The 19,539-nt window shown below is 74.5% G+C and carries 17 protein-coding genes; 12 read left to right on the forward strand and 5 right to left on the reverse strand.

Annotation, left to right across the window (positions count from 1 at the left end):
- The first annotated feature begins 61 nt into the window (after nt 1-61).
- On the forward strand, nt 62-2,521 hold the full coding sequence (locus ACI79C_RS21595; protein WP_456947740.1) for a RelA/SpoT family protein: 2,460 nt from the start codon (nt 62-64) through the stop codon (nt 2,519-2,521).
- Between the two features lie 94 nt (nt 2,522-2,615).
- On the opposite strand, the gene ACI79C_RS21600 is transcribed toward ACI79C_RS21595, so the two are convergent.
- Genes ACI79C_RS21600 through ACI79C_RS21610 form a run of 3 tightly spaced genes read right to left on the reverse strand, consistent with a single transcriptional unit; the run spans nt 2,616 to nt 4,728 of the window.
- The gene (locus tag ACI79C_RS21600) at nt 2,616-3,197 is read right to left on the reverse strand and encodes a DUF3105 domain-containing protein (RefSeq protein WP_456947741.1); all 582 of its coding nucleotides are present in this window, start codon (nt 3,195-3,197) and stop codon (nt 2,616-2,618) included.
- On the reverse strand, nt 3,197-3,910 hold the full coding sequence (locus ACI79C_RS21605; RefSeq protein ID WP_456947742.1) for a peptidylprolyl isomerase: 714 nt from the start codon (nt 3,908-3,910) through the stop codon (nt 3,197-3,199). Before ACI79C_RS21605 ends, ACI79C_RS21600 begins: the two co-directional genes overlap by 1 nt.
- Complete coding sequence (locus ACI79C_RS21610; RefSeq protein WP_456947743.1) at nt 3,907-4,728, reverse strand: peptidylprolyl isomerase; 822 nt, start codon at nt 4,726-4,728, stop codon at nt 3,907-3,909. Before ACI79C_RS21610 ends, ACI79C_RS21605 begins: the two co-directional genes overlap by 4 nt.
- Nucleotides 4,729-4,895: 167 nt before the next feature.
- Between ACI79C_RS21610 and ACI79C_RS21615 the strand changes: the two genes are divergently transcribed.
- The 4 genes from ACI79C_RS21615 (at nt 4,896) to aspS (ending at nt 9,750) form a co-directional block, all read left to right on the forward strand.
- Nucleotides 4,896-5,591 (forward strand): MBL fold metallo-hydrolase, encoded by a 696-nt coding sequence (locus ACI79C_RS21615; RefSeq protein ID WP_456947744.1) that lies wholly within the window; start codon nt 4,896-4,898, stop codon nt 5,589-5,591.
- A gap of 89 nt (nt 5,592-5,680) precedes the next feature.
- Nucleotides 5,681-6,952: a histidine--tRNA ligase gene (hisS, locus tag ACI79C_RS21620; RefSeq protein ID WP_456947745.1), complete on the forward strand. Its 1,272-nt coding sequence runs from the start codon at nt 5,681-5,683 to the stop codon at nt 6,950-6,952.
- Nucleotides 6,953-6,957: 5 nt separating this feature from the next.
- Complete coding sequence (locus ACI79C_RS21625) at nt 6,958-7,938, forward strand: aldo/keto reductase (protein ID WP_456947767.1); 981 nt, start codon at nt 6,958-6,960, stop codon at nt 7,936-7,938.
- Between the two features lie 24 nt (nt 7,939-7,962).
- Nucleotides 7,963-9,750, forward strand: a complete 1,788-nt coding sequence (gene aspS / locus ACI79C_RS21630) for an aspartate--tRNA ligase (RefSeq protein ID WP_456947746.1) — start codon at nt 7,963-7,965, stop codon at nt 9,748-9,750.
- Between the two features lie 57 nt (nt 9,751-9,807).
- On the opposite strand, the gene ACI79C_RS21635 is transcribed toward aspS, so the two are convergent.
- Nucleotides 9,808-10,512, reverse strand: coding sequence for a DUF305 domain-containing protein (locus ACI79C_RS21635; RefSeq protein WP_456947747.1), 705 nt, complete (start codon nt 10,510-10,512; stop codon nt 9,808-9,810).
- 208 nt (nt 10,513-10,720) lie between these two features.
- On the opposite strand from ACI79C_RS21635, the gene ACI79C_RS21640 reads away from it, so the two are divergent.
- Together ACI79C_RS21640 and ACI79C_RS21645 are read left to right on the forward strand one after the other, a co-directional pair.
- The gene (locus ACI79C_RS21640) at nt 10,721-11,812 is read left to right on the forward strand and encodes a pyridoxal-phosphate-dependent aminotransferase family protein (RefSeq protein WP_456947748.1); all 1,092 of its coding nucleotides are present in this window, start codon (nt 10,721-10,723) and stop codon (nt 11,810-11,812) included.
- 1 nt (nt 11,813) lies between these two features.
- The gene (locus tag ACI79C_RS21645; protein WP_456947749.1) at nt 11,814-12,713 is read left to right on the forward strand and encodes a hypothetical protein; all 900 of its coding nucleotides are present in this window, start codon (nt 11,814-11,816) and stop codon (nt 12,711-12,713) included.
- Between the two features lie 27 nt (nt 12,714-12,740).
- Here ACI79C_RS21645 and ACI79C_RS21650 read toward each other — a convergent pair whose 3' ends face one another.
- Nucleotides 12,741-13,598 (reverse strand): aldo/keto reductase, encoded by an 858-nt coding sequence (locus ACI79C_RS21650; protein ID WP_456947750.1) that lies wholly within the window; start codon nt 13,596-13,598, stop codon nt 12,741-12,743.
- A gap of 195 nt (nt 13,599-13,793) precedes the next feature.
- Here ACI79C_RS21650 and ACI79C_RS21655 point away from each other — a divergent pair, with 195 nt between their 5' ends.
- From ACI79C_RS21655 to ruvX, 5 genes are all read left to right on the forward strand, one after another.
- Nucleotides 13,794-15,125 (forward strand): replication-associated recombination protein A, encoded by a 1,332-nt coding sequence (locus ACI79C_RS21655; RefSeq protein WP_456947751.1) that lies wholly within the window; start codon nt 13,794-13,796, stop codon nt 15,123-15,125.
- Nucleotides 15,126-15,252: 127 nt separating this feature from the next.
- Nucleotides 15,253-15,678 (forward strand): DUF948 domain-containing protein, encoded by a 426-nt coding sequence (locus ACI79C_RS21660; protein ID WP_456947752.1) that lies wholly within the window; start codon nt 15,253-15,255, stop codon nt 15,676-15,678.
- The gene (locus ACI79C_RS21665) at nt 15,678-15,965 is read left to right on the forward strand and encodes a hypothetical protein (protein WP_456947753.1); all 288 of its coding nucleotides are present in this window, start codon (nt 15,678-15,680) and stop codon (nt 15,963-15,965) included. The genes ACI79C_RS21660 and ACI79C_RS21665 overlap by 1 nt, the downstream gene beginning before the upstream one ends.
- A 54-nt stretch (nt 15,966-16,019) precedes the next feature.
- Nucleotides 16,020-18,707, forward strand: a complete 2,688-nt coding sequence (gene alaS / locus ACI79C_RS21670; protein WP_456947754.1) for an alanine--tRNA ligase — start codon at nt 16,020-16,022, stop codon at nt 18,705-18,707.
- Between the two features lie 5 nt (nt 18,708-18,712).
- On the forward strand, nt 18,713-19,369 hold the full coding sequence (gene ruvX, locus ACI79C_RS21675; RefSeq protein WP_456947755.1) for a Holliday junction resolvase RuvX: 657 nt from the start codon (nt 18,713-18,715) through the stop codon (nt 19,367-19,369).
- The last annotated feature ends 170 nt before the right edge of the window (nt 19,370-19,539 follow it).

Here is a 19,539-nt window from a genome sequence, read left to right on the forward strand (position 1 = left end):
GGGCGCTCCGCCCGACTAGCATGGGGAGGGTCGTCCCCTCCTCCGGCCTGCAGGAGTCGCCATGGGCCCCGACGCCGCCACGAACGTGGCTGCTGCACGGGCTGACGCCCCGGCGCTCCCCTCGGGGGCCGGGACGCAGGCGCCGCCGGGCGGGGCCGAGCGACCGCCCCTCCCGAGCCGCCCGGTCGTCCGCCGTCCCGACGACGTCGGTGCGGAGCCGCCGGGCGAGCAGGAGCCGGCCGGCGCGCCGCGGCGGCGGGTCCGGGACCGGCTGGCCCGCCGGATCGTCGCCGGGCAGCGCAGCGGCATCGTCCGGCCGGTGCTCGAGCCGCTGGCGGCGCTGCACCGGCAGAGCCACCCGAAGGCCGACCTGGCGCTGCTGCAGCGCGCCTACGACGTCGCCGAGACCGCGCACGCCTCGCAGAAGCGCAAGAGCGGCGACCCCTACATCACCCACCCGCTGGCCGTGGCCACCATCCTGGCCGGCCTGGGGATGGACACCACCACGCTGGTGGCCGCGCTGCTGCACGACACGGTGGAGGACACCGGCCAGACGCTGGAGTCGATCACCGAGGCGTTCGGTCCCGAGGTCGCCCACCTGGTGGACGGCGTCACGAAGATCGACCGGGTCAAGCTGGGTGACGCGGCGCAGGCCGAGACGATCCGCAAGATGATCGTGGCGATGGCCCGCGACCCCCGGGTGCTGGTCATCAAGCTGGCCGACCGGCTGCACAACATGCGCACGCTGCGCTTCCTCCCGCCGGAGAAGCAGGAGAAGAAGGCGCGCGAGACGCTGGAGATCCTGGCCCCGCTGGCGCACCGGCTGGGCATGAACACGATCAAGTGGGAGCTCGAGGACCTCGCGTTCGCCACGCTGTACCCGAAGCGGTACGACGAGATCGTGCGGCTGGTGGCCGAGCGCGCGCCCTCCCGGGACACCTACCTCACCGAGGTCACCTCGACGGTCGAGGGGCAGCTCAAGGCCGCGAAGATCGAGGCGGTCGTCACCGGCCGGCCCAAGCACTACTACTCGATCTACCAGAAGATGATCGTGCGCGGCCGCGACTTCGCCGACATCTGGGACCTCGTCGGCATCCGGATCCTGGTCGACACGGTCCGCGACTGCTACGCCGCGCTGGGCATCATGCACGCGCACTGGCAGCCGGTACCGGGCCGGTTCAAGGACTTCATCGCGATGCCGAAGTTCAACATGTACCAGTCGCTGCACACGACGGTGATCGGCCCGCAGGGCAAGCCGGTCGAGCTGCAGATCCGTACGCACGACATGCACCGCACCGCCGAGTACGGCATCGCCGCGCACTGGAAGTACAAGGAGAAGGCGCGGGCGGGCGGCAGGCCGGCCGCGGGCGAGCTCGGCGGGGGCACCAAGACGGGGTCGCCCGACGACATGCTGTGGCTGCGCCAGCTGCTGGACTGGCAGCGGGAGGCGCAGGAGCCCGGCGAGTTCCTGGAGACCCTGCGCTACGACCTCGGCCCGCAGGAGGTCTTCGTCTTCACCCCCAAGGGCGACGTGGTCAGCCTGCCGGGCAACTCCACCCCGGTCGACTTCGCCTACGCGGTGCACACCGAGGTCGGGCACCGCTGCATCGGTGCCCGGGTCAACGGGGCGCTGGTCTCGCTGGACAGCACGCTCAACAACGGCGACGTCGTCGAGGTCTTCACGTCCAAGTCGCCGACGGCCGGCCCGTCGAAGGACTGGCTGTCGTTCGTCGGCTCGTCGCGGGCACGCACGAAGATCCGCCAGTGGTTCACCAAGGAGCGCCGCGAGGACGCCGTCGAGGCCGGCAAGGAGGCGCTCACCCGGGCGATGCGCAAGGCGGGGCTGCCGCTGCAGCGGCTGCTCGGCGGCGAGGCGCTGTCGACGCTGGCCAAGGACCTCCGCTACGCCGACGTCACCGCGCTGTACGCGGCGGTGGGGGAGAACCAGATCTCGGCCTCCTCGGTCGTCGAGAAGCTCATCACGGCCCTGGGCGGCGCCGAGGGCGCGGTCGAGGACATCGCCGAGACCACCATCCCCATGCGGCGCCCGGCTCACCGGCGCCCGGCCGGTGGCGACCCGGGCATCGTCGTCCACGGGATGAGCGACGTGTGGGCCAAGCTCGCCAAGTGCTGCACGCCGGTTCCGGGGGACGACGTCCTCGGCTTCGTCACCCGCGGCGGCGGGGTGAGCGTGCACCGGACCGACTGCACCAACGCCGCGGACCTCGAGCGCAAGCCCGAGCGCCTGGTGGAGGTCGAGTGGGCCAGCCAGCCCGGCTCGGTCTTCCTGGTGGCCATCCAGGTCGAGGCGCTCGACCGGCACCGGCTGCTGTCCGACGTCACCAAGGCGCTGGCCGACGAGCGGGTCAACATCCTCTCCGCGTCGGTGCAGACCAGCCGCGACCGGGTGGCCGTCAGCCGGTTCACCTTCGAGCTCGCCGACCCCGCGCACCTGGGTGCGGTGCTGCAGACGGTGCGCAACGTGGACGGCGTCTTCGACGTGGAGCGCGTCACCGCCTGACGGCGTCCGCCACGATCAGGTGACCTGATCGTGGCGCGTCCTCCCTCGCGGTCGACCGTGGGGGAGGACGCGCTGCGGTGCGGGAGGACGCCGCTCAGGCGGTGCGGGGCGCGGCGAGGAAGGTCGGGTTGTCGCAGGGGGCACCGGGTTCGGGCGTGTTCTCGGCGTTCCCGGTCAGCAGCCGGGTGAACTCGACCAGCCGGGGGTCGTCGACGTCGTCGAGCCGCAGCGCGTGGTTCCACGCCTGCAGCGAGACCGCGGTGCCCAGACCCGGGTACGGCGAGAGCATCAGGCCGTAGGTGCCCCGCACGGCGGCCGTCAGCGCCTCGACGTCGTCCGCGGTCAGGAGCTCGGGGTCGTAGGTGATCCAGACCGCGCCGTGCTCGAGGGAGTGGACGGCGTTCTCCGGCCGGATCGGCACGTCGTACACGCTGCCGGTGCAGTCGGCCCACACCGGGTCGTGCGGGCCGCCGACCGGCGGGCTCTCCGCGTAGTCGACGTCCCCCGGCACGTGCTGCTGACCCGCCGAGTACTGCGCCACCTGGGTGTCCTGCAGCGTGACCGGCTCGGGAGCCGGTGCGGGGGAGGCCTCGACGGCGCTGGTGCACCCGGCGAGGGCGACCGCGGCGAGCGCCGCGAGCGACCGGGCCCGCGGCCGCATCAGGCGACGGTCCATCAGGTGACGGTCATGGACGCGATGGTGACCGGCACGCTGGGCGCGCCGCCGCCCGGGCTGGGGTCCAGCGAGCCGTCGTTGCCGTTGGCCCCGACGACGTCGAGCACGGCCAGCCCGGCGTCGTCCACGGTGCCCACGACGGTGTAGTCCGGCGGCAGCTGGCTGTCGCCCCAGACGAGGAAGAACTGGCTGCCGTCGAAACCCTGCCCGCTGTTGGCCATCGCGATGGTGCCGCGCGGATAGGTCTCCTCGCCGGTGACCTCCGTGCGGAACGTGTAGGTGGGGCCGCCGGCGCCGGTCCCGGTCGGGTCGCCGCACTGCAGCACCTGGAGGCCGGCGCTGTCGACCTCGCGGTGGCACGGGGAGTCGTCGAAGAACCCCGCCTCGGCCAGGTGCACCAGGCTCGCGGCCGCGCAGGGGGTGCGCTCCTGGTCGAGTGTGAGGGTGAGGTCGCCGAGGTTGGTCGACATCACCAGGTCGGTGGTCCCCTCGGCCGGCACCTCGTCGTCCGGCGGCTCGACCTCGATGAGGTAGGGGTTGCCGGAGGGGGTGTCCGACCAGTCGCAGGTCGTCACCGCGCCGGAGGCGGCCGCTCCGCCGCCACCCGGACCGCCGGCCGAGCCCGAGGCCTCGGTCTCCCCGCTGCCGCCGCTCGAGCAGGCCGCCAGGGCCAGCGCCGTCCCCGCGAGGCCGGCGACCGCCCGGGACCTCACGCGGCGACCGTCAGGGACTCGATGCGGACCTCCTGGGTCGGCGCGCCGTCACCCGGGCCGTTGGCGCCGTCGTTGCCGTTGGCGGCGATGGTGTCGAGCACCCCGAGGCCGGCCTCGTCGATGGTCCCCAGGACGGTGTAGCTCGGCGGCAGCTGGCTGTCGCCCCAGACGAGGAAGAACTGGCTGCCGTCGAAGCCCTGCCCGCTGTTGGCCATGGCCACCGTGCCACGCGGGTAGGTCTCGTCGCCGGTGACCTGGGTGGGGAACTGGTAGGCCGGGCCGCCACGGCCGGTGCCGCTGGGGTCACCGCACTGCAGCACCTTGAGGCCCTCGCCGTCGGTCTCGCGGTGGCAGATCGTCCCGTCGAAGTAGCCCTGCTGGGCCAGGTAGGTCATGCTCGCCACCCCGCACGGGGCGTTGGCGTTGTCGAGGGTCATCCCGATGGCGCCGAAGTTCGTGGTGATGGTGACCGGGGTGGTGCCGGTCGGGTTGACCTCGGTGGGCGGCGTGCCGGAGTCGGCCGTCAGGTCGGGGTTGCTCGCCGTGTCGGCGGGGGTCCAGTCGCACGTCCCGTCGCTGCCGTCGACGACGGCCGGGGTGGTGGGCGCGGCGGTCGTCGGGTCCGCGGCGGCGTTGTCGGTGTCGTCGCCGCCGACCCCGGTGATCAGCCAGACCGCGCCGAGCACGACCAGCACCGCCACCGCGGTGACCCCGATCAGCAGGTTGCGGCGACGCTTGCGGGCCAGCTCGGCCCGGCGCTCGAGTTGGCGCTGCAGGCGTCGCTGGGCGGCCTGCCGCCGCTGCTTGTTGCTCGGCACGGTGGTACTCCTCGAACGGGACGGCTGCTGCGGCGGGGCGCGGCAGGCGGCCTGCGCGCGCGCCCACGCACCGCTGGTCGATCCGCGAGTCTAGGCGGCGGACCTGGCCGACCCCTGGCAGCCGGAAGGCCCCGGAGCGGCGACCGGGCCCCGCGTAACCTGCACGGGTGCTCATCCGCTCGTTCCCGGCCGGCGCGTTCGGCACCAACTGCTACGCGGTCGCCTCCGGTCCGCGGCAGGAGTGCGTGGTCGTCGACCCCGGGATGGACGCCGTCGAGCCGCTGGCCCGGATGCTGGCGGACGACGGCCTCAAGCCGGTCGCCGTCGTGCTCACCCACGGCCACCTCGACCACACCTTCTCGGTGCTGCCGGTCTGCGACGGCTACGACATCCCCGCCTACCTGCACCCCGACGACAACGGCATGCTCGCCGACCCGGTGGCCTGGCACGGTCCCCAGCTGGCCCCGCTGATCACCGGCGTCCGGCTGCCCGACCCCGCCGACGTGCTGCCGCTCGACGACGGCGCCGTCCTGTCGCTGGCCGGGGTCGAGCTCACGGTGCGCCACGCCCCGGGCCACACCCAGGGGTCGGTGGTGTTCTCCCTGGACCTGGGGGAGGCACCCGGGCTGCTGGCCGGCGACGTCCTGTTCGCGGGGTCCGTGGGCCGGGTCGACCTGCCGGGCGGGTCGTGGGAGGCGATGCTGCGCTCGCTGCGCGACGTCGTCCTGCCGCTGGACGACCAGACCGTGGTGCTGCCCGGGCACGGGCCGGCGACGATCATCGGGCGGGAGCGCGCGACCAACCCGTACCTGGCCGAGGCCGCCGCGGGCGCGGGCCCGGCTCCCAGGGGAAGAGGCCTGTGAGTGAGCATCGCCGCGGGCTGGGGGCACCTCCCGCGTGCGGGGACAGCGAGGAGCGGAGCGAACCTGCGAGCGGAGCGAGCCGTGACACTGTGAGCGACCAGATCATGCGGGCGCCGAAGGGCACCTTCGACACCCTGCCGCCGGAGTCGGCGCGCTTCCTGGCCGTCCGCGACGCGCTCACCGCGCCGCTGCGGCGGGCCGGGTACGGCTACGTCGAGACGCCGGTGTTCGAGGAGACGCCCGTCTTCTCCCGCGGGGTGGGGGAGTCCACCGACGTCGTGACGAAGGAGATGTACACCTTCGACGACCGCGGGGGCCGCTCGCTGACCCTGCGCCCCGAGCTGACCGCCGGGCTGATGCGGGCCTTCATCGAGCACCGGCTGTACGGCGGCGCCCTGCCGGTCAAGCTGTGGACCGTCGGCTCGGCGTTCCGCTACGAGCGCCCGCAGGCCGGCCGCTACCGGCACTTCACGCAGGTCGACATGGAGGCTCTCGGCGTCGACGACCCGGCGCTGGACGCCGAGGTGGTGGCGCTGGGCGTCCAGGGGTTCCGGGACCTCGGCCTCACCGACTTCGAGCTGCTGCTGACCTCGCTGGGCGACGCGACCTGCCGCCCGCAGTACCGGGAGAAGCTGGTCGCCTACCTGGACAAGCTCGACCTGGATGAGGAGACCCGGCGCCGGGCGGAGATCAACCCGCTGCGGGTGCTCGACGACAAGCGCCCCGAGGTCCAGGCCCAGCTCGACGACGCCCCGCTGATGGTCGACCACCTGTCGGACTCGACCCGGGCGCACTACGACGCCGTCCGCCAGCACCTCACCGACCTGGGCGTGACCTGGACCGAGGCACCCAAGCTCGTCCGCGGCCTGGACTACTACACGAAGACCACCTTCGAGTTCGTGCACAACGGACTGGGCGCGCAGTCGGCGATCGGCGGGGGCGGGCGCTACGACGGGCTGTCGGCGGCGCTGGGCGGACCGGACGTCTCGGGCATCGGGTACGCCGTCGGTGTCGACCGCACGCTGCTCGCCGTCGAGGCCGAGGGGCTCGACGTCGGCGCGGCCCCGGGGGTGCAGGCGTTCGTGGTGCCGCTCGGGGCCGAGGCCAAGCGGCTGGCGGTGCAACTCGTCGGGCGGCTGCGGGCGGCCGGGATCTCGGCCGACACCGTCTACGGCGACCGCGGGCTCAAGGGCGCGATGAAGGCCGCCGACCGGTCGGGCGCCTCCCACGCGGTGGTCATCGGGGAGCGGGACCTCGCCGACGGGGTCGGCCAGCTCAAGGACCTGCGCACCGGTGAGCAGACCGCGGTCCCGGTGGCCGACCTGTTCGACGCGCTGCGACGTGCGACGGTGGGGCAGTGACTTCCATGGAGCAGCGACCGCTCGGGCGGACGGGAGCCGACGTCAGCGTCGTCGGCCTGGGCACGTGGCAGCTGGGCGGTGACTGGGGGGACGTCGACGACGACGCCGCCGCCGACGTCCTCGACGCCGCACTGGATGCGGGCGTGACGCTGCTCGACACCGCCGACGTCTACGGCGACGGGCGCTCGGAGCAGCGCATCCGCCGGGCGCTGGTCGCGCGGTCGGAGCGGCCGTTCGTGGCCACCAAGGCCGGCCGGCGCGCCGACCCGTTCGAGGCCGCCCAGTACACGCCCGAGAACCTGCGCGCCTGGATCGACCGGTCCCGCCGCAACCTCGGCGTCGAGACCCTCGACCTGGTGCAGCTGCACTGCCCGCCGACGGCGGTCTACAGCGACCAGCGGGTCCACGACACCCTCGACGCCCTGGTGGAGGAGCAGGCGATCGCCGCGTACGGGGTCTCGGTGGAGACCGTCGCGGAGGGTCTGACCGCACTCGAGCACCCGGGGGTGGCGTCCATCCAGGTGATCCTCAACGTCTTCCGGCGCAAGCCGCTGGAGGACCTGCTGCCCGCCGCGGCGAAGGCCGGCGTCGGCATCCTGGCGCGGGTGCCCCTGGCCAGCGGCCTGCTCACCGGGAAGTACGACGAGTCGACCACCTTCCCGGCCGACGACCACCGGAACTTCAACCGGCACGGGGAGGCCTTCGACGTCGGGGAGACCTTCTCCGGTGTGCCCTTCGAGGTCGGCGTCGCCGCCGCCCGCGAGGTCGCCGAGATCGCCGGTGACGCGCCGACGGCGGCGTTCGCCCTGCGGTGGGTCATCGACCAGCCCGGGGTCACCACCGTCATCCCCGGCGCCCGCACCGTCGCGCAGGTCCGCGGCAACGTCGCCGCGGCCTCGCTCCCGCCCCTGACCGACACCCAGCTCGCCGACCTCGAGCGCGTGTACGACGAGCGCATCCGCGCGCACGTGCACGACCGCTGGTGACCCCCTCCCTGGAAAGGCACTGAAGTGCTCCGCTCCCACGACGCCGGCACGCTGCGCGCGTCCGACGCCGGTTCCACCGTCACCCTCGCCGGCTGGGTCGCCCGCCGCCGCGACCACGGCGGCGTGGTCTTCGTCGACCTGCGCGACGCCTCCGGGTACGTCCAGGTCGTCGTCCGCGAGGAGGAGGCGCACGCGCTCCGCAACGAGTTCTGCGTGCTGGTCACCGGCGAGGTCCGCCGGCGGCCGGAGGGCAACGAGAACCCGGAGCTGCCGACCGGCGAGATCGAGGTGGCGGCCGCCGAGCTGCGCGTGCTGTCGCCGTCGGCGCCGCTGCCGTTCCCGATCGAGACCGACCAGGCCGCGTCCGACGACGTCCGCTACAAGTACCGCTACCTCGACCTGCGACGGCAGGGCCCGGCGCGGACCCTCCGGCTGCGCAGCGAGATCAACCGCGTCGCCCGGCGGGTCATGGCCGAGCACGGCTTCGTCGAGGTGGAGACCCCGAACCTCACCCGCTCCACGCCCGAGGGGGCGCGCGACTTCGTCGTCCCGGTCCGGCTGCAGCCGGGCAAGTGGTACGCGCTGCCGCAGTCCCCGCAGCTGTTCAAGCAGCTGCTGATGATCGGCGGGCTGGAGCGCTACTACCAGATCGCCCGCTGCTTTCGCGACGAGGACTTCCGCGCCGACCGGCAGCCGGAGTTCACCCAGCTGGACTTCGAGATGAGCTTCGTCGAGCGCGACGACGTCCTGGCCGTGGTCGAGGACGTCGTCCGGGCGCTGTGGCGGGAGCTGGCCGACCACGAGGTGCCCGAGATCCCGCGGATGAGCTACCGCGAGGCGATGGACCGCTTCGGCTCGGACAAGCCCGACCTGCGGTTCGGCCTCGAGCTCACCGAGCTGACGTCCTACTTCGCCGAGACGCCGTTCCGGGTCTTCCAGGCGCCCTACGTCGGCGCCCTGGTCATGCCCGGCGGCGGGTCGCAGCCGCGGCGGGCGTTCGACGCCTGGCAGGACTGGGCGAAGTCCCGGGGCGCGCGCGGGCTGGCCTACGTGACCATCGCCGAGGACGGGACGCTGGGCGGGCCGGTCGCCAAGAACATCTCCGACCGCGAGCGCGAGGGCCTGGTCGCGGCGGTCGGCGCGCAGCCCGGCGACTGCGTCTTCTTCGCCGCCGGCCAGCGGCGGTCCTCGCAGGAGCTGCTCGGTGCCGCCCGCAACGAGATCGCCCGCCGGCTGGAGCTGATCGAGCCGGGCTCGTGGTCGTTCCTGTTCGTCGTCGACTTCCCGATGTTCGAGGAGACCGAGGACGGCGAGTGGACGTTCATGCACCACCCGTTCACCTCGCCCACCCCCGAGTGGCGGGACCGGTTCGCCGAGGACAAGGCCGGCGCCCTCTCCGACGCCTACGACCTGGTGGTGAACGGCAACGAGCTGGCCAGCGGCTCGGTCCGCATCGCCGACCCCGACCTGCAGGAGCGGGTGTTCGAGACCCTCGGCATGTCGCGCGAGGAGGCCCGCGAGCGGTTCGGGTTCTTCCTGGAGGCGTTCGCCTACGGCCCGCCGCCGCACGCCGGCGCCGCCCTCGGCTGGGACCGGCTGACCGCCCTGCTGGCCGGCGTGGACTCCATCCGCGAGGTGATCGCCTTCCCGAAGACCGGTGCCGGCTTCGACCCGCTCACCGGTGCGCCCACCCCGATCACCGAGGCGCAGCGCAAGGAGGCGGGCATCGACGCGGAGCCCGAGGAGCCGCCGTTGCCGGCCGAGCCGGGCGCCCCCGGCCCGGCCTCGACACACGTGACCATCCGCCCGTAGCCCGGCGGGCGGCGGGGGTGGGTGCCCGACCGAGGCGCCCACCCCCGCCGGTCCTGGTCAGGCGCCGAACCGGTCCTGCAGCCACCCCTGCATGAGCGCGATCTCGCTGCTCTGGACCTCGACCATCGTCCCGGCGAGCTCCCGGACCTCGGGGTCGCTGCCGGCCCGGACCTCCATCTCCGCCATGTGCACGCCCACCCGGTGGTGGGCGACCATCTGCTCGAGGAACGCCCGGTCGAACGCGTCGCCGGACAGGGCGGACAGGTCGGTGTCACCGGCCATGCCCGCGCGGCTCATCCCACCCATGCCCATCCGGGGCACGTCCTCGCCGCCCGTGCCCATGCCGCCACCGCCCATGCCGCCCATGCCCATGCCGCCCATGCCCATGCCGCCCATGCCCATGCCGCCCATGCCCATGCCGCCCATCCCCGACCGGCCGACGTCCTCGGCGGCCAGCCGGTCGGCGGCGTCCTGCAGGAGCACGATCTCCTCGCTCTGGCTGCGCGCGATCCGCTCGGCCAGCGCCAGGAGCTCCGCGTCCCGGGAGCGGCCCGGGGCCAGCTCGGCCATCGCCACGGCGTCCTCGTGGTGGGGGACCATCGCCGTCGCGAAGTGCAGGTCCACCAAGCCGGCCGGTCCGGACGAGGCGCCGGCGCGGGGAGCGTGCCGGTCCGGGTCCGCGACCGCCACGCTCGTGCCGATCCCGCCCAGGGCCAGCACCAGCGCCGCTCCTGCGGCGATCCGCCAGGCCCTCGAGGTCATGTCCGGCTCCCCTCGCGTCGTGGGATCGGCCCCGGCGCCGGTGCCGACGGTCACCCGATCCATGTCCGGCGACTCCCACGGTATGCGCCCGGGGGTATCGGGGCAGGGGTCCGACGGCCCCGCTGGCCGGTGCCGAACGGCCGGGGGGAGGGGGGCGCGCCGAGTGGGGGCACCGTGACCTCGGTCTCCTCGCCGGTAGGTTGCCGGCATGCCGTTGCGTGCCCGCACCCTGCTCGGACCCGGTCCCTCCAACCCCTACCCGGAGGCGACCGTCGCCCTGACCCAGCCCTTGCTGGGCCACCTGGACCCGGTCTTCCTCGGCGTCCTCGACGAGACCTCCGACCGGCTCCGCCAGGTGTTCGGGACGGCGAACCGGCGCACGCTGCCGCTGTCGGCCACCGGCTCCGCGGGCATGGAGGCGGCCTTCGTCAACACCGTCGGCCCCGGTGACGTCGTCGTCGTCGCGGTCAACGGACTGTTCGGTGAGCGCATGGTGGACGTCGCCTCGCGGTGCGGCGCCGAGGTCGTCCGGGTCGACCACGAATGGGGTCGGCCCATCGACGCCGACCGCGTGCTGTCGGCGCACCCGTCGCCGAAGCTGATCGCCGCCGTCCACGCCGAGACCTCGACCGGCGTGCTGTCCGACCTCGAGCCGCTGGCCGACGGCAAGGGCGACGCGCTGCTGCTGGCCGACTGCGTGACCTCGCTGGGCGGCATCCCGGTGCGCCTGGACGAGTGGGGCGTGGACCTGGCCTACTCCGGGTCGCAGAAGTGCCTGGGCGTCGCTCCCGGGCTGGCGCCCTTCACCATCAACGACCGCGCCTGGGAGCGGCGCATCGAGCAGCCGCGCAGCTGGTACCTCGACCTCGGCATGCTCGGCGGGTACGCCGGTGAGGCGGCCGGCAACGGCGGCCGCACCTACCACCACACGGCACCCACCGGGATGGTGGCGTCGCTCAACGCGGGCCTGGGTCGGATCCTCGCCGAGGGGCTCGACGCGGTGCACGCCCGGCACGCCGAGGCCGGCCGGCTGCTGCACGAGGGGCTGCAGGCGATGGGCCTGGAGCTGTTCGCCGCCGAGGGGCACCGGCTGCCGGAGCTCACCACGGTGCGCGTGCCCGAGGGCGTGGACTCCGCGGCGGTCCGCAAGGAGCTGCTGGAGCGCTACGACGTGGAGATCGGCGGGGGCGTCGGGGCGTACGCGGCCACCGTGTGGCGGATCGGGCTGATGGGCCACAACGCCCGCCCCGACACCGTCACGCTGATCCTGGGCGCGCTCCGCGAGGTCCTCGGCCGCTGAGGTGATCGCCTCCTCGCCGGCGCCCGCGGCGGTCCGCCGCGGGCGCCGGCTGCCGGCACGGGCGCTGGTGCCGGTCGCCGCCCTGGCCTGGTGGGTGATCGGGTACCTGCCCTGGCTGCTGGACGGCGCGGGACGGGCGGCGCCGCTGGCGCTCCCGCTGCGGGCCGCCCTGCTCACCGCCCTGGTGCTCGGGGCCGTCGCGGGCGGGGTGCTGGCCGGGCTGACCGGCCTGCTCGCGCGGCCGGGGTCCCGGGGCCGGGCGCTGCTCGCCACCGGGTGCGGGACGGCGCTGGCGGTGACGGTGTGCCTGACGCAGTCGGTCGCCTCGGCCGGCCGCGGCTCGGGGACCGACGCGGACCAGCGCGTGCTCACCGCACTGTGCGCGGTCGTCGTCGGGATCACCCTGCTGGCGTGGGGGCTGGGTTCCCTCGCGGTGGTGGGACGGCCGGGCGTCGGCGTGGCGCTCGGGGTGGTCGCCGGCGTCCTGCCGGGGTGGCTGACGTCGGTCGTCTGGGCGGTGCTGCCCTTCGAGGCGCTGACCACGGCCGGGACGCTGGGGGTCTGGCTCCAGGCGGCCGCGCTCGGCGGAGCGCTGGTCGTCGTCGGGGCGCAGCCGCCGGCCCGTCTGGCACTCTGGCCGGGCGTGCTGCTGGTGGCCTGGTTCGTGGGCCCGGCGCTGACGGCGGTGACCTACCTCGAGCCCCACCTGCGACCGGGGGCAGGACTGTCCCGCGGCCTCGGGGACGCCCTCACCGGCGCCGGGCAGGTCTTCTGGCTGTCGGCGTCCCCGCTGGCCCGGCAGCTGCTCCCGTGGGTGGTGGCCGTGGTCGGGGCGGTGTTCCTCGCCGTCCTGCTGGCCGGGCGCCGCCGCCCGGCCCCACCCGCGGCTCCTCCGGCCTGACCCCGGGTCGGCGGTCCAGGCCGCGGGTCAGGCGTCGAGGCGGGAGAGCTGGTCGGGGGTCAGCTGCACGTGGACGGCGGCCGCGGAGTCCACGATCGACGCCGGACGCGACGCCCCGGGGATCGGGATCACCACCTCCGCCTGCGCCAGGTGCCAGGCCAGCGCCACCTGGTGGACCGAGACGCCCAGCTCGTCGGCCACCTCGGCGAAGGCCGGCGCGGTGTCGTCGAGCGAGCCGGCCGCCGACACCCCGCCGAACGGGCTCCACGGCAGGAAGGCCAGCCCGTGCGCGGCGCAGTGCGCCACCTCGTCGGCGGAGAACCGCCAGCCGGGGGAGAACTGGTTCTGCACGCTGACCAGCGCCGGGCCCACGATCGAGCGGGCGACGTCGATCTGCGCGATGTCGGCGTTGGAGATGCCGACCATGCGCACCAGTCCGTCGTCGGCGAGCTGGCGCAGCGCGCCCATCGACTCCTCCCACGGCGTGTCCGGGTCGGGCCGGTGGTACTGGTACAGGCCGATGGCGTCCACCCCCAGCCGGCGCAGCGACCCCTCGCAGGCCGTGCGCAGGTAGGCCGGCGACCCGTCGAGCTCCCAGTCGGTGCCGCGCCGGGTGTGCCCGCCCTTGGTCGCCACCAGCACCGACGACGGATCGCCCCCGTAGGACCGCAGCGCGTCGGCGACCAGCGACTCGTTGTGCCCGAACTCCGCCTCGTCGCGGGCGTAGGCATCGGCGGTGTCGATCAGCGTCACGCCGGCGTCGAGCGCGGCGTGGATCGTGGCGACGGCGTCCTCGTGGGACGGCCGCTCGGTCTTGGTGGACAGGGGCATCGCCCCGAGGCCGATGGCGCTGACGGTCTGGTTCCCGATGCGTCGCTGCTGCACGGGGGTGTCGTGCCCCGCGGGTAGCCTTCGCAAGCGTGAGCGGACAGGGGCGTGAGCCCGGCAGCGAGCGCGCGAGCCGACAGGGAGTGAGCATCGCAGCGAGCCCTGCGAGCGAGGAGCGGAGCGACCGCGGAGGCGAGCCGTGACAGGGCGACCGAGGAGCGGAGCGCCCCGCGGGAGCGAACCGAGGACGCCGTGAGTTCGCTGTTCGACGAGGCGCCTGCGGAGTCGGCCGGGGTCGACCGGGGCGCGCCGCTGGCCGTGCGGATGCGGCCGCGGTCGTTGGACGAGGTCGTCGGCCAGCAGCACCTGCTGGGCCCGCGCTCGCCACTGCGCCGGCTGGTCGAGGCCGACGAGCCCATGTCACTGGTCCTCTACGGCCCGCCGGGGACCGGCAAGACCACGCTGGCGCACGTCATCTCGCTGGCCACCAAGCGGCAGTTCGTGCAGCTGTCGGCCCTGGACTCCGGGGTCAAGGAGGTCCGCGCGGTCATCTCGGCCGCGAAGCGGGAGCTCACCTACGCCGGCCGGCGCACGGTGCTGTTCATCGACGAGGTGCACCGCTTCTCCAAGACCCAGCAGGACTCTCTGCTGTCCGCGGTCGAGGACCGCATCGTGAGCCTCATCGCCGCCACCACCGAGAACCCGTTCTTCTCCGTGGTCAGCCCGCTGCTCTCCCGCTCGCTGGTGCTGGCGCTGCAGCCGCTGTCCGACGACGACGTCCGCACCCTGCTGCGCCGCGCGCTGACCAGCGACCGCGGGCTCGACGGCGCGGTCACGCTGAGCGCGGAGGCCGAGGAGCACCTGGTCCGCATCGCCGGGGGCGACGGGCGCAAGGCGCTGACCGCGCTGGAGTCCGGCGCGGGTGCCGCGCTGGCGGCCGAGCTGGCCGAGATCGACCTGGCGACCCTCGAGACGGCGGTCGCCCAGGCGGCGGTGCGCTACGACCGGCAGGGCGACCAGCACTACGACGTGGCCAGCGCGTTGATCAAGTCCATCCGCGGTAGCGACGTCGACGCCGCCCTGCACTACCTCGCGCGGATGGTCGAGGCGGGGGAGGACCCGCGCTTCATCGCCCGCCGGCTGGTCATCTCCGCGAGCGAGGACATCGGCATGGCCGATCCGACGGCGCTGCAGACCGCCGTCGCCGCCGCCGAGGCGGTCGCCTTCATCGGCATGCCGGAGGGGCACTTCCCGCTGGCGCACGCGGTCGTCCACCTGGCCACCGCGCCGAAGTCGAACGCGGTGACCGTGGCCATCAGCGAGTCCGTCGCCGACGTGCGGGCCGGCCTGGGCGGGCCGGTGCCGCCGGGGCTGCGCGACGCCCACTACGCGGGGGCGAAGAAGCTCGGCCACGGCGCGACCTACCGCTACCCGCACGACGCGCCCGACGGGATCGTGCCGCAGCAGTACCCGCCGGACGCGCTGGTCGGCCGCGACTACTACCGGCCCACCAGTCGCGGCGCCGAAGGCCCGATCGCGGCGCGGCTGGGGAAGCTGCGGGCGATCGTCCGGCGCGGCCGCTGACCCCGGCGGTGCGCGGACGGCGGCCAACGCCCGCGACTACTGTGGCCACGCCGGGCCCGACGCCCTCCGGGAGCCCCGGGCGCAGCCCGGCTCCGGACCAGACAGCCGAGGAACAGGAGACCCGCGCGTGACCGCAGGAGAGTGGGCCGGATTGATCGCAGCGCTGGCCCTGGTGCTGCTGGTGGTGCTGCTCGCCGTCCCGATCCTCAAGCTGGGGCGCACGCTGGACGAGGCGACCCTCACCATCCGCCAGACGCGGGAGCAGAGCGGCCCGATCCTCAGCCAGGCGTCGACGACGGTCGCGCACGTCAACAGCAACTTGGAGCGGGTCGACGACATCACCGGCAACGCCGCCAACGTCTCCAGCAACGTCGCCGCGCTCACCAGCGTCGTCGCGGCCACCCTCGGCAGCCCGCTGATCAAGGTGGCCGCGTTCAGCTACGGCGTCCGCAGCGCCGCGAGGAAGAAGCGGGAGGGCCAGGCGATCGCCGAGGCCGCCCAGCGTGACAAGGACGCGCGGCGCGCCCGCCGCGCCGCCCGGCGGGCCGCCTGATGCGCCGGCTGTTCTGGCTGGCGATGGGCGTCACCATCGGCGCCCTCCTCGTCCGCAAGCTCTCCCGCGCGGCGGAGAAGATGACGCCCCAGGGGATCGCCGGTGCCCTCGTGGAGAGCCTGCGCGACCTCGCCGACGCGATCGGCGAGTTCGGAGCCGACGTGCGGGCCGCCGCGGCCGCGCGGGAGCAGGAGCTGCGCGCCGGCACCGGCCTGGACGCCCCGCTGCCCGACGGCGGCCCGGCCCAGCTCACCGTGCGCCGGGGCGCGCACGCCGCCGACCGCTGACCACCTTCCCGCCCGCGGGGCCGACCGTCCCGCCCTCTCCCGACCGAGTAGGACATGCAGACCGCCGAGATCCGCCGCCGCTTCCTGGAGCACTTCGCCGCGCGCGGCCACACCGTCGTCCCCAGCGCCTCGCTGGTCTCGCCGGACCCCTCCCTGCTGTTCACCGTGGCCGGGATGGTCCCGTTCATCCCGTACCTCACCGGCCGCGAGCCGGCGCCGTACCCACGGGCCACCAGCGTGCAGAAGTGCGTGCGCACCCTCGACATCGAGGAGGTGGGCAAGACCACCCGTCACGGCACGTTCTTCCAGATGAACGGCAACTTCTCCTTCGGTGACTACTTCAAGGAAGGGGCCATCCAGCACGCCTGGGACCTGATCACCGGCTCGGTCGCCGACGGCGGGCTCGGCTTCGACCCCGAGCGGATCTGGGTCACCGTCTACCTGGACGACGACGAGGCGGCGGCCGCCTGGAAGCGCATCGCCGGGCTGCCCGACGAGCGCATCCAGCGCCGCGGGCTGAAGGACAACTACTGGCACACCGGCCAGCCGGGCCCGGGCGGCCCGTGCAGCGAGATCTACTACGACCGCGGTCCCGAGCACGGGCAGGACGGCGGGCCGGTGGTCGACGAGGACCGGTTCCTGGAGATCTGGAACCTCGTCTTCATGCAGTACGAGCTCGACGACGTGCGGAGCAAGGAGGAGTTCCGCATCGTCGGCGACCTGCCGAAGAAGAACATCGACACCGGCATGGGCCTGGAGCGGGTCGCCTACCTGCTCCAGGGGGTGAACAACCTCTACGAGATCGACGAGGTCGCGCCGGTGCTGCGCCGCGCCGCCGACCTGGCCGGCGTGACCTACGGCCGGGAGCACGAGGACGACGTCCGGCTGCGCGTGGTCGCCGACCACGTCCGCAGCGGCCTCATGCTCATCGGGGACGGCGTGACGCCGGGCAACGAGGGCCGCGGCTACATCCTGCGCCGGCTGCTGCGCCGCGCCGTCCGCTCGATGCGGCTGCTCGGCGTCGACGAGGCCACCCTCCCCGAGCTGCTGCCGGTCTCCCGGGACGCGATGAAGGCCAGCTACCCGGAGCTGGAGACCGACTTCGCGCGCATCTCCAGCGTCGCCTACGCCGAGGAGGAGGCCTTCCGGCGCACCCTCACCGCCGGGACGACGCTGTTCGACACCGCCGTCGCCCGCGCCAAGGAGGCCGGGACGCCGACCCTGTCGGGGGAGCAGGCGTTCTCGCTGCACGACACCTACGGCTTCCCGATCGACGTCACCCTCGAGATGGCCGCCGAGCAGGGCGTCACCGTCGACGAGGACGGCTTCCGCGCGCTCATGCAGCAGCAGCGCGAGCGCGCCCGCGCCGACGCCCGCGCCAAGAAGACCGGGTCGGTCGACGTCCTGGCCTACCGCCGGCTGCTCGCCGACCACGGCCCCACCGACTGGCGGGCCTACGACACCCTGCGGACCGACTCGCGCGTGCTCGGCCTCGTCTCCGACCTCACCGCGGAGGAGGGCGCCGAGGTCGTCCCGGCCGGCCCCGGCGAGATCACCCGGGTGGTGCTCGACCGCACGCCGTTCTACGCCGAGTCCGGCGGCCAGGTCGCCGACGCCGGCGTCCTGACCTGGGACGGCGGCCGCGCCGAGGTGCTCGACGTGCAGCGGCCGGTCAAGGGCCTGGTCGCCCACCAGGTGCGCGTCCTGGAGGGGGAGCTGCGCGAGGGCGCCGAGCTGGTCGCCGAGGTCGACCGCGAGTGGCGGCTGTCGGCCTGCCAGGCGCACTCGGGTACCCACGTGGTGCACGCCGCCCTGCGCCAGGTGCTCGGCCCGCAGGCGCTGCAGTCGGGCTCCTACAACCGCCCGGGGTACCTGCGGCTGGACTTCGCCTGGCAGGGCGCGCTCACCCAGCAGCAGCGGCACGACATCGAGGACGTCGCCAACGCCGCCGTCCGCGCCGACCACAAGGTCACCGCCAGCTACATGACGCTGCCCGAGGCGCAGGCGATCGGGGCGCTGGCCCTGTTCGGGGAGACCTACTCCGAGCAGGTCCGCGTCGTGGAGATCGGCGGCCCGTGGTCGCGCGAGCTGTGCGGTGGCACGCACGTGCAGGGCAGCGCCCAGATCGGGACGCTCGCGCTGACCGGCGAGTCCTCGGTCGGGTCCGGGTCGCGCCGGGTGGAGGCCGCCGTCGGGCTGGAGGGCTTCCGCTACCTCGCCCGCGAGCGGGACCTGGTCCGGCAGCTCGGCGAGGTGCTCAAGACCCCGACCGACACCCTGGTCGAGCGGGTCAGCGGCATGCTGGCCCGGCTGCGCGACGTCGACAAGGAGCTCGCCGAGCTGCGCGCCCAGCAGACCCTCGCCGCGGCCGGCGAGCTCGCCGCCGGCGCGCGGGACGTCGGCGGGGTCGCCGTGGTCACCGGCTCGCCCGGCGGCCTGGCCGGCGGGGACCTGCGCACGCTGGCCCTCGACGTCCGCGGCCGGCTGCCCGCCGACCGTCCGGCGGTGGTCTTGCTCGCCTCGGAGTCGGCGGGCAAGGTGGCTCTCGTGGCGGCCCTCAACCCGGCCGCTCAGGCGCGCGGGCTGTCGGCCAACGACGTGCTCCGCGCGGCGGCGCCCCCGGTCGGCGGCCGGGGCGGCGGCAAGGCGGACGTGGCCCAGGGGGGCGGTACCGACCCCGCGGGCATCCCAGCGGCCCTGCAGGCCGGCGAACAGGCGGTCGCGACCGCCGCAGGGAGGTGAGCGAGGTGCCCGACCAGCGCCCCGACGAGACCGGTCCGGTGGGCCGGCGTCCGGTGAACCGACCGGCCGTGCCCCCGGCACGCCCGCGGCCCGCCCCGCCGCACCAGCCCGGGCAGCACAGCACCGAGGCGATCGACCTGTCCGCCGGCTTCCCCCCGGTGCGGCACGAGACGGCGCAGATCGACCTGTCCGGCGGGCTGCCGGGCGGCCTGCCGATCCCGCCGCGGCGCCCGAAGCAGGGCCGGCGGCTGGGCATCGACGTCGGCACGGTCCGGGTGGGCGTGGCGATCTCCGACCCGACCGGCACCCTGGCCAGTCCGCTGGAGACCGTCCAGCGCCGGCGCGACGAGTCCGACCTGGACCGCATCGCCGACCTCGTGGTGGAACACGAGGTGACAGAGGTGATCGTGGGAGAGCCGAGGCACCTCTCGGGTGCGTCGGGGGCGTCGGCGCGCGAGGCGCGTGCTTACTCTCGGGCACTCGCCGGGCGGATCGGCACCGTGCCCGTGCACCTCGTCGACGAAAGGCTCTCCACCGTGACCGCAGCCAGTTCCCTCCGGGCGAACGGTCTCGACAGTCGGCAGCAGCGCCCCGTGATCGACCAGGCCGCCGCCGTGGTCATCCTCCAGGCCTATCTGGACGCACAGCGGGAGCGCTCGTGAGCGACCCGACCCCGTCCTCGCGACGGGGTCGGCACGCGTCCCCCGACTTCCCGAGCGGGGTCCCCGCCACGGCGTGGATGGCCTCGATGCCGCGCTCCGGCCCGGACGGGCAGCCCGCCCGCCCGACCTCGGGCGTGCCCTCCCGGAACGACGCGGGACGCCGGCACGCG

The organism is Geodermatophilus sp. SYSU D00697 (assembly GCF_054050175.1).

Bases quoted from the DNA above. Each gene is read 5' to 3' on its own strand.
- ACI79C_RS21595 (WP_456947740.1), top strand. From the start codon at position 62: ATGGGCCCCGACGCCGCCACGAACGTGGCTGCTGCACGGGCTGACGCC.
- ACI79C_RS21600 (WP_456947741.1), bottom strand. From the start codon at position 3,197: ATGGACCGTCGCCTGATGCGGCCGCGGGCCCGGTCGCTCGCGGCGCTC.
- ACI79C_RS21625 (WP_456947767.1), top strand. From the start codon at position 6,958: ATGGAGCAGCGACCGCTCGGGCGGACGGGAGCCGACGTCAGCGTCGTC.
- ACI79C_RS21635 (WP_456947747.1), bottom strand. From the start codon at position 10,512: ATGACCTCGAGGGCCTGGCGGATCGCCGCAGGAGCGGCGCTGGTGCTG.
- ACI79C_RS21640 (WP_456947748.1), top strand. From the start codon at position 10,721: ATGCCGTTGCGTGCCCGCACCCTGCTCGGACCCGGTCCCTCCAACCCC.
- ACI79C_RS21665 (WP_456947753.1), top strand. From the start codon at position 15,678: ATGCGCCGGCTGTTCTGGCTGGCGATGGGCGTCACCATCGGCGCCCTC.
- alaS (WP_456947754.1), top strand. From the start codon at position 16,020: ATGCAGACCGCCGAGATCCGCCGCCGCTTCCTGGAGCACTTCGCCGCG.